Genomic DNA, 12,610 nt, shown 5'->3' on the forward strand with positions numbered 1-12,610 from the left:
TTTGGCATTAAATCTTATCGCTAAAATCCGTGGCGAACGTCAAACGATAGGCGTTGACATCGGCCACTACAGCATCAAAGTCGTTCGCGTACATCACGATCGCGGTAATAATTATCGTGTGATGGCGATGGATATGGAACCGACCCCCGAGGGTGCCTTCGCCGATAACGAAATTCAAGATGAAGCGAAGCTCCGCGAAGCGTTGATTCGTCTCATGACGCGGAATATTCCCGACGCTTCTAAAGATGATTTAGTTACCGCTGTAGGTTGGTCTGCGGGAATTCTTGCAGATAAAAGCGTCGCCAAAGTCCCGAAAAACGGAAACGAAGACGCAATCGTCGTTCAGACCGCCCAAGCAAGACCTCCATTTGATGACCAAGATATTATGCTGGATTATCAAGTCATCGAACGCGATAACAAGGGCGAAGTCAAATCTCTCGTCGTCGCCGCCAAGAATAAAATTCTCTCGGATTATTCCAAACTTTTTGCTTCGTCGGGTTACAAACTGACCGCAATCGATGTCGATGTATTCGGTATTGCAAACGCTTACGTTGCAACGACTCCTGAAGATCGTTTAACCGAAACGGTTGCGCTTCTCGATATCGGCGAAAAGAAATCGACATTAACATTCCTCCGCGGAAAAGAATTCCATTCTGTTCGGACCTTGACCAGCGGATCGGTAAGCTCTGTCATCGCAACCCTTTCCCGCCATTTGGGAATCGACGCGGCGATGTGCCACGAAATGTTTGAAAAAAATGATTTGACGATGGTGAAAGATCGCTCGGTTGCCGAAGTAGAATCGGCGCTGCAGCTCGCTTATGAAGAAGTCGTCAATTCCGTAGAATTCGGTATCCGCTACTTCTCGAGCAGCGAATCGGGCGAAAAACCGGTGCGTTTACTCCTTTGCGGTGGCGGTGCAAATCTTTCGAATATCTGCGATTATTTGAAAGAAAAATTGTCCATTGAATGCGATGTTCTAAATCCGTTTACCCGCGTCCAATTTGATGCAGGAGTCGTGGACGAAGCGGGTCTTTCCGTTGCGTCTGCGAATATTTATACTCCCGCTCTCGGACTTGCGTTGAGGAAGTTCTAATGGCCAAGGGAAACAACAAGAAAAAACTTTGTGTAGAAATCAACCTTCTTCCGGTCGAAGATCGTAAGACAAAAGTTGATTTATCTTGGATCGTCGATCGACGCGTTGTGTGGCCGACTTTCGCATTTATCATTGCTGCGGTGGCAGTTTTTATGCTGCAGTCGTATATTTCCGAAACGACTCTCGGCTTGCAAACGCAGTTAGAAGCGACGAAATCCGAAGTAGAAAAGCAACGTCCGATTTTGGATAAAATCACCGCGCTCGATTCCAAGTTACAAGTCATCGCTCAAAAGAATAACGGCTTAAAGTCTATTCAGGTGAGCAAAAAGCGTTGGGTGATTCTTTTTGAAAATATTTCGTCGATGATGCCGCCCAATATGTGGTTGCTTTCGCTCAACCAAGTGGCGCCTCTCGAAATGGAATTGCGCGGTGTTACCTATGATTTCTCCGAAGTCGCCGAATATATGGTCAAGCTCGAAAAGCAAGTGAGCATTAGTTCGGTCGTTCTGGTGGACATTGCAACAGTCAAAATGGAAGGAGAAGAAGCCTACAACTTCGTCATCAAGGCTGGCATCAAAGCTGACCTCGGTTTGGAAGGAGGGGCGAAATAATGCAATCCATTAACTGGAAAGACAAAAAGACCATCTATGCGATTGTGATGTCGCTCGTCATCCTCGCTAGCGGTTATTTCGTTTACACCTATTTGTGGGAACCGTTTACTCTTGAGCAGCAACGTCTTGAAGGCGAATTGCAAAAAGCGGAATCGGAACTTTCGAAAATCAATGTGCAACGCGGACGTGTGGCAAAGCTCGAAGCGGACTTGGTCGCCGCTGAAAATGAATTTGTGCGTCTCAAGGAAATGTTCCCCGAAGACGAAAAAGTGCCGCTGCGTTTGCAGGATTTGTATGCGGTGCTTCGTAGCGCGGGCGTTCAAATTCAAAAGTTTAGCCCGAGCGGTAGAACGGAACGCGAATTTTTCGTCGAACACCGTTACTCGGTTTCGGTCAATTCCGGTTATCACATGCTCGGTTATTTGTTTGCAGAAATTGCAAACTTCAATTATCCGACCGCGATTAACGACTTGAAAATCAGCCGTTATGCGGGAATCAAGCAGGAAATTGAAAAAGCGGAATCGCACGGTTGGACTCCGATTACGATTACGGTTTCGTTTAACTTGACCACTTATACATCCAAGAAGGTTGCCCAATGAGAAAGTTGATGCTCCTTCTCTCGTTTGTTTCGGCGTTTGCTACGATTGCAGTGGGCGCAGAAATTAAAAATGTGGAATATTCCTGCGGAGCCAAAGACTGCTCCCTGATTTTCCAATTTGCGTCGGCAAAAAATTTGCCCGATTTCTTCCAAAAATACGATGCAGCTTCGCACAAATTAACCATCGGATTTTCGGATACAAAAATTTCGGCAGGCGATCTCGCTTTGGATGTGAACACTTCGTCAAAGGGCATTCAAAAAATGCGCATTGTGACCGATCGTTCTTTCAAAGTTCCTCTGCTGAATTTTGAATTTACCGTCGGCGCCGATATTCACAGCGACAAAAATCCGGTAAGCCTTTCTAAAGGAAAGAATTTTGTCATCGCACTTCCGAAGTCCAAAGCGTCTGCGTGGTCATTGAAAAAAATGATAGCGCAAGCCGAAAAGGCGGCGAAGGATTCTGCGGCGGCAAATGCAAAACTCGCTGAAAAAGCAAAAGCCGATAGCTTAGCGCAAGCGAAAAAGTTGGCTGCAAAATCCAAAGCAGATAGCGTCAAACTCGCAAAGGAAAACGCAGAAAAGTTAAAGAAGGCGAAGGTTGATAGCATCGCCGCTGCGAAAAAAGCAAAAGCGGATAGCGTAAAACTCGCAAAAGAAAATGCTGCAAAAGCGAAAAAGGCGAAGGCTGATAGCATCGCTGCTGCGAAAAAAGCGAAAGCGGACAGTGTAAAACTCGCAAAGGAAAATGCCGAAAAAGCGAAGAAAGCAAAAGCCGATAGCATCGCAGCTGCGAAGAAATTCAAAGCGGATAGCATTGCTGCAGCCAAGCAAGCTCGTTTAGATAGCATCCGCGAAGTAAAGGAACAAGCGAATAAAAAAGTTGTTTCCGCTTTGATCGAAGGTATCCGCGAAATGACGGGCATTCAAGGCGAAGGCATTGAACAATTCCGCATTGCGACCGCTTCGGAAATCAAACTTTCGATGGTGAAGGGACCGGACAAATCTTCACTCCTTTATGTCGCTGTTCCAGGTCCGAAGAAAACGCCGATGTTCAATGTTGCCGCAAGCAATATCGTCAAATCGGTGACGTGGATGTCCACAGGTCTTCGCATTCAGTTGCAGAAAAATGTGCATCCGATGATTCTCGTTTACAAAGGCTCGTTGATTTTGCAAATCGCCAATAACGGCAAAAATTCTGGATTTGTTTGCTACATGGCAAAGCCCGAAGGCGTGTATGTGCGCAAGTGGGTGAATCCTTCGGAAAATGCCGAAACCTTTGCGGAATTTTCGAAGGGAATGGATAAGGATAAAAAGAAAATTGTGAGCGTCGCTCAGTCTTTTGGCCTGCGCCCGGTTTCTCGCAATTTAATCGTCGTCGCCGAGACAACTCCGTTTCTCGCTTCGCCGCAAGAAAATGCGCAGGTTTTGGAATCGTTAAACTTCGGCGATCATTTAGAAGATATCGAATTAGACGGTCTTTATCACAAAGTGCGTTTAGGTGCCAAAGTGGGCTATGTAAATCGTCGCGCGGTTTCGTTCCCCGATGAACTTTCTGCAGTGCAAGCGGAACGCTTAAAACAAATTGCGATGGAACAAGGCAGCGGCTTGGATTCGAATTCTGTCCGCTTTGAACATCCGATTGAAGAACGCGTTTCTTACAGTTCTTTCGGACGTCGCGATCCGTTTGTAGAAATTAAAGGCCTTATGGATGAAGGCATTAACATCGACCAAGTGGAACTTGTCGGTATTATCTGGGAATCGGATATTCCGCTCGCCATTCTCGTCGATTCGAAAAATCCGAATGTTTCCTACACGGTCAAGGAAGGTGACCGCATCTTGAACGGTAAAGTCCTGAAGATTACTCAGACGGATGTGCTGTTCTTGTTACAAGAATTTGGGGTAAGCCGTAGATATTCCATGAGTCTGCCCGATCAAAATGGGAGTAACGCAAAATGAATAAAATCGTTCGTTGGATTCTGATTTCGCTGATGACGCTCAGCTTTGCTTCGGCGTTTGCGCAGGAAGCGGCTCCAAATAATAAATTATACGACTTCCGGTTCGTGAATATGAACTTCAATGCCGCGTTCCAGTCGATTTCGACGATGGCGGGCGTGGACATTGTGCTTGCTCCGGATGTTTCGGGAAAAATTTCGAATCTTCAAGTGACGAAGAAGTCTTGGCAAGATGTGCTGAAACTCGTCTGCGACACGTATGATCTTACTTGGACGATTGAAGACAAGTATGTCTATGTGCAGCGTTCGACCGCTTATCAAGAAAAGCAAAAACGCTTAGCGGATAAAGCGATGGAAGAAGAACGGAACGCTCCGCTCGTGCGCAAGAACTTCCAAGTGGAACACGCCAAAGCAGACGAACTCGTCAAAGTTCTCGAAACGATGAAGTCGAGCCGCGGTAAAATTACGACGGTGGAACGCACCAATTCCATCATCGTTTACGATACCGAAAAGAGCCTTGCGCAGATGGAAAATGCGCTCGAAGAATTGGATGTGGAAACTCTCCAAATCATGATTACGGCAAAGCTCGTCGTCGTGTCTAGCGACTTAGCTCGTGAACTCGGTGTTGATTGGACTGCGAAAATGGGAACGACTGCACTTACACCGGGTGTTGCTGGAACGCCAACAGGGAGTGTTGCTGGAGCATCTCGGACAAGTGTTGCGATGCATTCCTTACCGAACAATGGCGTTTCTCCGGGCGTTACGAATGCTACGACCGCAATTTCGGCAAGTGTTTTGGATAATAATGTACAAGTTGCCGTGGCGAGCATCCTTTCGGACGCATCGACAGAAGTGCTTGCGACTCCGCAAATTTCGACGATGGATAACGTGGAAGCGCAAATCTTTATGGGCGACCAGATTTCAATCCGCGTGATCGATGATGACGGTGAATCTTCGACGAAGATGGTGGAAACCGGCATTAAATTGGTGGTGACTCCGCATGTTTCGGGCGATAACCGCATTATGTTGGATTTGCATCCGCAGAATGACTCTTACCGTTACGATGAAATGGGACAAGTTGTGATTAGTAAGCAAGAAGCCGAAACAAAAGTCGTCGTCGGCGATGGCGAAACGGTTGTTATCGGCGGCTTAACTCGTAACGAACATCAAGAAACCGAATCGGGAATTCCGTTCCTCATGGACATTCCGGTTCTCGGCAATCTTTTCAAGTACACAAAGAAAACGGTGACGAAAAACGACCTCGTCATCTTTGTGACGCCGCGGATTATTCATAATTATGTGGGCAAATTCCCGCTTTCCGAAGCGCCGAAAACCAAGGTAGTTCCGGCGGCAGATGCAGAAAAGCAAGTTGCTCCGGTTGCAAAGCCCGTTCAAGCTCAGCCGCAAGAAGCGCAAGCTCAGCCCGCAGCAGAAGCCGCACCGCAGCCGAAAGAAGATGAAGCTGCAGTCGCGGGCGATTCAGTTCCCGCAGGAAGTGCCGAAGAAGGCTGGTAAAATTTAATTTTGCAATAAAGCACCAAAAAGCACGGAAAAACCGTGCTTTTTTTCGTGGAATCAAAATAAATGAATTAAATTAAGTCGTAAGTTAAAAATAAACGAATTTTCGAAAAAAAAAACGATTTTATACTATTTTAGATAAGAAACCGTTTCTGAATGGAAAGACAATGGCTTCTTGCGTTAAAATAGAAAATTTGCATTTTTCAAATTCTTCTCTTCTGTTTGAAAACGGAAAGTTTTTCTGCATAAATCTTCAAGAAAAAACGTGTAAAGAAAAAATTTTTTGGAATGAAAAAAAGCGAATTGATTGTATTTTTATAGTAGAAAGCATCGTTTTGGGCTTTCTCAATTTTTGGATGTTTAAGGAAGCGGAAATGCACTCTATTTTGGTTGGAATTCAGTGTCTCGGAATCGCAATTTTAGCGGGTGAATTGGTGTATGCAAAATTGCATGCGCCGTCTTCTAATCAGAATTATATGTCGGCGTTTATTGCGTGCACTTTCATGGTCTTTGTCGGCTATTTAATTGAAATGACTGCGACCACTGTCGATGTGGCGTTAATCGGGAAAAAAATTAGTTACTTGGGAAAGCCTGCAGCTATTCTTTTGCCCGCATTTTTTGTCGCAAAAATTTGCAAAGTGAAAATCCCGCAAGGAATTAAAATTTCGCTGTTTCTTTATTCGGTGATAATTATTCTGATGGCGGTGACTTGTAATTATCATTATCTCTATTATACAAGTTATGCGCTGGACACGAGTGGGGTAGTTTCAAAGCTCAAAACGACGCCCGGAATTTTTTATCACAGTTTTTCGGTTTTAACAATCGGGGGAATTCTTTTTACGGCGGGAGTTTTGGTGCGCGCATTTCGCCATGTGAAAAGTTCTTGGGAAAAAGACAAACTTTTATTGATTTGTTTCATTCCTTTGGTGGGAATTCTTTGCAAATCGGTGTCGATGAGCGGAATTCTCGGCGATTTTGATATTTCGTATGCGGCTTCTTTAGTAAGCTCCCTTTGCTTGTTATTATTCTTTGCCAAGTACAGCATTTTTGATGTGGTCGCCTTGAGCAAAGACGCCGCCTTCGATGAACATCCGAGCGGATTTGTCGTTTTGGATAAACGCGATCAAGTCGTCTTAAAAAATAAAATGGCGATGAAACTTTATCCCGAAATTTTTGAACGCTTCGGACCCGATGACATTATCAAAAAATTGAAATCGCTGAGCAATCAAACTTTTAGTTTGCCGTCAAATAAAATTTTACGCGTAATCATTTATCCGATTGTGAAAAAAGGAATGGAACGCGGAAATGTCATCGTCTTGCGCAATGTAACGGAAACGCAGACATATCAACATCGCTTAGAAGTGGAAGTGCGAAACCGCACCAAAGAAATCAAAGATTTGCAGCGTTCGGTGATTATGGCTTTTGCGAATGTCGCTGCAGTGCGAGATGTTTGCCCGCAAGATCATGTTAAAAATACGAGTGAATGCGTCGAAGTCATCGCGAAAAGTTTGAAAGCGCATGGCGATTACGCAGAAATTCTCACGGACGAATATATTGCGAATTTGAAAAATGCAATGCCGCTGCACGATATTGGAAAAATCGCAATCTCGGATTCGATTTTGAAAAAGTCATCTGCATTAACGGATGCCGAAGTGGAAATTTTCAAAACGCACACGCAAATCGGCGCCAGACTTTTGGAAGAAAATTTAGCGGGATTGGAAGATGAAAATTTTGTCCGCATCGCCAAAGAAATTGCGAAATATCATCACGAGCGTTGGAATGGTAACGGCTACTTCGGCATGAAGGGCGAAGAAATTCCGTTGAGTGCGCGCATTGCGGCAATCGCCGATAGTTTTGATTATTTAATTGCCAATCCGCAGTTTGCAAAAACAATGACCCAAGAAGAAGCGGTTCAAAAAATTCAAGTGCTGCGAGGTGCTGATTTTGAACCGTGCATTGTAGATGCTTTCGTGCGGGAAATTTCAACGATTTGGAAAAGTTGAGTTGGCGAATGGAGTTTGCGTTATGTTAACAGTTTACTTTGTAGGTATTTTGATTTTTCTCGGCGTCATGAATTGGATGGCGTTTGGCGTTGTCAAACGGAAATCCGTTGTGCTGAAAACGCTGTGGAATGTGGTTTTGTTCATCAATCTCGTCGTAATTTCGAGCGTCCTTTCGACATTTATTCCGAATCATTTTGCGGCGGTGTTCTCGCGGAGCGTGCATTATATCGCAACGCAGTGGATGCTTTTTTATGTGCTGCTTTTCTTTGAACGTTATACGAAAAAATCCGAAGATTATAAATACGTTCGTCGAATTACTTTTGTCGTTTCAATTATCAATAGCGTTTCGCTTTTGCTCAATCCATTCTTCGGGCACATCGTCATCGGTGAATGGACGCAATCTATATCGGGAATGTCTTTTTGGGAATTTATCAATGTAAAACCTGGCTATTACATTTTCCATTTTATTTACATCACAATTCTTTCGCTGTTTATTTTCTTGAGTTTAATTCATCGTGTGGTAATCGCATCGCAGCATACTCGTATGAAATATATGACGACTCTCGTTTTAATTTCGTCGAGCATTCTTCTCGAAGTGATTGCATCGTATCGCAGCGAACATCTTTACGATTATCCGCTCTTTGCTTATATGCTTTCGATGATTTTAATCATCTATTATGCACTTTGTTATGTGACAAAATCTGTCGTCGAAAAAACGTTGACGCAGATTATGCTCGAAACCGATATTGGAACAGTTTGCTTCGACGCCGAAGAAAAATGCATTTACGCAAACGATGCGATGAAAAAAATTTACGGCGAAAAAATGAAATTAAACGACTACGAAGAAATTTGTAAAACGGATTTATTCGGCGTTTCCTTGAATAAGCAAATCGAAAAATCTTTTGAAAAAGAAGTTGTCACGCCTTTGGGAAAACGCTATTTCGATGTTTCGTTCCGCAAATTAAAAGACGAACATGGAAATGATATCGGCTGTTATTTCTTGTATCAAGATAAAACCGCCTTTATGAAAAAAGCGCTTGACGATTGCTATCGTTTAACTCACGACGAAATCACCGGATTTTATAATCGTCGCCGTTTCATTGAAATCGTAGACAAAAATCATCGGCGTCATCGCGATGACGAATATTACATTGTCTGCACCGATATTAAAGATTTTAAACTTTTGAACGATCTTTTTGATCGCATCACCGGAAACGATGTGCTGCGGAGAATGTCGGAAATTTTTGCAGAAATTATGCCGAAAAGTGCAGTTTGCGCAAGGCTTCAGAGCGACCGTTTTGCGTTCTATTTGAAAAAAGATGAATTTAATCGTTTAAAATATTTGAATGCGATTGGGACCATTTCTAAACTCCTTGCCGAAAAAGATTATCAGATTCTAGTGCACACGGGAATTTACGAAACGAAGGGCTGCGAAGAATCCGCTTCGACGATGTGCGATCGCGCGCACATGGCAATTTCGCTCATCAAAGAAGATTACAATAAAAAAATTTCGTTCTATGATAAAAAATTCTTGGTGACGGCGCTCCGCGAAAAACGTTACACGAGTGAATTTGAAGTGGCACTTTCTAAGCGGCAATTTAAAATGTATTTGCAAGCGCAAGTGACGCCGAACGGAAATGTCTGCGGCGCCGAAGCGCTTGTGCGTTGGATTCATCCTGAAAGCGGACTTATCCCGCCGTATGAATTCATCAGTGTTTTTGAAAAATCAGGATTGATTCATAAATTGGATTTATTTATTTGGGAAGAAGCGGCGAAAAAATTAGCGGAATGGAAAAAAGAAGGCCGCGACGATTTGCATATTTCGGTGAATATTTCGACGAAAGATTTTCAGCATTTGGATTTATTCGCCACATTTACGAATCTTGTGCGCAAATATGGAATTTCTCCGCAAAAATTAAAGTTGGAAATTACAGAAAGTTCGATGATGTTGGATTTGGAAAAGCAACTTTTGCTGATTGATAAACTGCAAAATTTCGGATTTGACATTGAAATCGATGACTTTGGCAGCGGCTATTCTTCGCTCAATATGCTCAAATCGATTCACGCCAATGTGCTGAAATTGGATATGGGATTTTTGCGCAATATCAAAGAAGTCGATGCTTTGCGCGCTAAAGATATTTTGAAATCGACTGTCAATTTGGCAAAGGTTTTGAAAATGACGGTGATTACCGAAGGCGTTGAAACTTTGGATCAAGTTGAATTTTTAACGCAAGCGGGCAGCGATTATTTCCAAGGTTATTATTTTGCAAAGCCAATTTCTGTCGGCGACTTTGAAGAAAAATTCTTAAAACAATAAGTGTTGAAAATTGACGAAAGAATGCGCGCCTTTGGCGCGCTCTTTCATTTTGCGGAGCATTCGGTAATTGACATTGTTTGTCAAAAGGTGTTTCTATATTTATAGCATCAACAAAGGAGATGTATATGATGAACACGCAGATGAATTCGGTAGTGGTTTGGACTCAGCATGCAATGCAACGCGCGGCAGAACGTTTAATTCCATCGGATTTGGCGAATTTAGGATTGGCGTTTTGCAAAAAAGTGACGCGTGGTCATTATATATTTCACGGCAGAAAGGATATGAATGCGCGGGATTATCAACAATTAGATCCGCGTATCAAGAAAAAAGTGGACAAAATGCATCGCGACATTTGCTTTGTCATCGAAGAAAATACATTGCTCACCATTTTTTATGTAGAAAATCGGGTGAACAAAAAATTTTCCCAGATTACAAAACATAAAGAGAAGCAAAATGCGACAAGACGTGAATGGATGAATTTAGCAAAAGCGTGTTAATTTTATTTGTGACAAATGTTGTCAAATCGCAGTTGTATATTTGTAAAGTGTGAAGAAAGCGTTTCTTCTATCGAAAAAGTTTCCCGATATCATTTCGGGCGAGAGGGCAGCAAATAGCGCGGGATTTTCCCGCGCTATTTCAATTTGTCTGCATTTTACGAATAAAGTTTTAGACTGCGTTTTGCGTTTTGCAAAAGGAAATATTTATTTTTGAATTAAATGGAAAGGAAATTTTGGGAATGAAAATTTTTAATTCAGTTGCATTTTTTGGTATCATTTTTACGGCTGCTTTCTGGGTGGGATGTTCTCAAACTGCTTCGAGATCGACTTCTGACGATTTGGCTGTTGAAAGTTCCAGTTCGGAAAAGTTGAATGGAGAAAGCAGTTCTAGCACAAAAAGCTCCGAGAGCAAAAGGGAAAGTTCGAGTTCTAAAGAAAATTCTAGCAGCAGTGTTATCGATGCGGAAAATTGCATCGGCGATTCGGGAAAAGCTTGGGATGGCACCACGGCAAAAAATTTTGCATGCGGAAATGGAACAGCGAAAAATCCTTATGTGATTTTAACCGCAGAACAACTCGCTTATTTTTCATTTGTTACAAACGCAAGCGATAAAAAATACGACGGAAAATATTTTAAGCTCGGCGCAGACATTGTATTAAACGAAGGCGAAATCATTGACGAAAATGGCGCACTTCAAGCGGACACGGCACAGCTTCACAAATGGACGTCGGTGGGAAATTCAAAAATCACATTCAGTGGAAGTTTTGATGGAGCAAATCATTCGATTCGTGCCATGTTTATAAGCACCACAAGTAAATATAACGGCTTGTTTGGAAATTCCAAAGGAACCATCAAAAATTTAACGCTCAAAAATTCTTGGGTTGAAGGCGGTGAAAATACAGCCGGTGTTGTCGGTTACAATACAGGAATCATTGAAAATGTGACAAATGAATCGAGCGTGACAAGTCAAGAAAAATGCGTTGGCGGCGTTGTCGGAGAAACTTATTATCACGGTTCATTTGAAAATTCAACTTTAAAAAATGTAAAAAATCGTGGAATGATTGTTGGAAACCTCAATGTAGGCGGGATTGTTGGCTGTGCAAATTATGTTACGATAAACCGAGCTGAAAATTTTGCTGACATTCAAGGCTACGGATTTGTGGGTGGCATTGCGGGAGCAATTGGTTCCAATTCAAAAAATAATTTGCAGAATTTAAAGAATGCAAATAAAATTACGGGAACCGATTTTGTCGGAGGCATTGCAGGCTCTTGTGGTGGAAATTTATCGTCTTATCATAATTCTAGGATGCCATCTTATTACTGTTCACAATATTCTACTTGCGGAAAAATTTCAAATGCAAAAAATACAGCCTCAATTGAAGGCAAAAATTATGTCGGCGGTGTGATCGGCGTTTTATGTAGCGGTGAATTTTCTTCGCTCAGCAATACCGCAGATGTTGTCGGAGAATACGGCGTTGCGGGCGTTATCGGAGCAGTCGGAAATTCCACTTCTGAAGCATTATACAATATCGGAAACATTTCGGGCTCAACTTATGTCGGTGGCATTTTTGCAAGCCAAAGCGAAAGCGTTTCTAGTGCTGCATACACCACAGGGAAAGTCGAAGGTGATTCTTTAGTTGGGTTAATGATTGGGAACAATTACAATTCAACGATTGCAGATTACTATTATTTAGAACAAAGTAATCAAGAAGCTTTTGGTAAAAATGATGGCGGAGGCGTTGCAACTCCAAAGTCTGAAAAAGAAATGAAGTCAAAAAATTTCGCAGAACTTTTAGGCGAAAGTTTCGCATACGATTCAAATGAACGTTTTCCGATTTTAACTTGGGAACAAAACTAACAGACTCTATCCATAAAACTGTGTCATTCACCACCAAGCATCATTTGAAAAATGATGTAAATTGAGGAACTATGATGACACACGAAGAATATAAAGAGATGATCAAAAAAGCAGCATCTCAGTTCAAAACAGGAAAGCCAATTTTTGGCAAAGACGGAGCAT

At 42.6% G+C, this 12,610-nt stretch carries 9 protein-coding genes; all 9 read left to right on the forward strand.

Annotated features, from left to right (window positions below):
- Position 1: 1 nt before the first annotated feature.
- Positions 2-1,093: a type IV pilus assembly protein PilM gene (pilM, locus tag B0H50_RS11105; protein WP_158256527.1), complete on the forward strand. Its 1,092-nt coding sequence runs from the start codon at positions 2-4 to the stop codon at positions 1,091-1,093.
- Positions 1,093-1,704, forward strand: coding sequence for a PilN domain-containing protein (locus B0H50_RS11110; protein WP_106199781.1), 612 nt, complete (start codon positions 1,093-1,095; stop codon positions 1,702-1,704). The genes pilM and B0H50_RS11110 overlap by 1 nt, the downstream gene beginning before the upstream one ends.
- A complete protein-coding gene (locus tag B0H50_RS11115; protein WP_106199784.1) occupies positions 1,704-2,303 on the forward strand; it encodes a type IV pilus inner membrane component PilO in 600 nt (199 codons plus the stop codon). The genes B0H50_RS11110 and B0H50_RS11115 overlap by 1 nt, the downstream gene beginning before the upstream one ends.
- Positions 2,300-4,258 (forward strand): hypothetical protein, encoded by a 1,959-nt coding sequence (locus B0H50_RS11120; RefSeq protein WP_109587747.1) that lies wholly within the window; start codon positions 2,300-2,302, stop codon positions 4,256-4,258. The genes B0H50_RS11115 and B0H50_RS11120 overlap by 4 nt, the downstream gene beginning before the upstream one ends.
- Entirely contained in the window at positions 4,255-5,769 is a 1,515-nt protein-coding gene (locus B0H50_RS11125; protein WP_106199789.1) for a secretin N-terminal domain-containing protein, read from the forward strand. The genes B0H50_RS11120 and B0H50_RS11125 overlap by 4 nt, the downstream gene beginning before the upstream one ends.
- 377 nt (positions 5,770-6,146) lie before the next feature.
- Positions 6,147-7,775, forward strand: coding sequence for an HD domain-containing phosphohydrolase (locus B0H50_RS11130; RefSeq protein WP_158275917.1), 1,629 nt, complete (start codon positions 6,147-6,149; stop codon positions 7,773-7,775).
- Between the two features lie 22 nt (positions 7,776-7,797).
- Entirely contained in the window at positions 7,798-10,092 is a 2,295-nt protein-coding gene (locus B0H50_RS11135) for a GGDEF domain-containing protein (protein WP_158256529.1), read from the forward strand.
- 125 nt (positions 10,093-10,217) lie between these two features.
- A complete protein-coding gene (locus B0H50_RS11140; RefSeq protein WP_146129222.1) occupies positions 10,218-10,589 on the forward strand; it encodes a hypothetical protein in 372 nt (123 codons plus the stop codon).
- A 239-nt stretch (positions 10,590-10,828) separates the two neighbouring features.
- Positions 10,829-12,448, forward strand: a complete 1,620-nt coding sequence (locus B0H50_RS11145) for a M26 family metallopeptidase (RefSeq protein ID WP_146193748.1) — start codon at positions 10,829-10,831, stop codon at positions 12,446-12,448.
- The last annotated feature ends 162 nt before the right edge of the window (positions 12,449-12,610 follow it).

The organism is Hallerella porci, from assembly GCF_003148885.1.
GTDB lineage: Bacteria > Fibrobacterota > Fibrobacteria > Fibrobacterales > Fibrobacteraceae > Hallerella > Hallerella porci.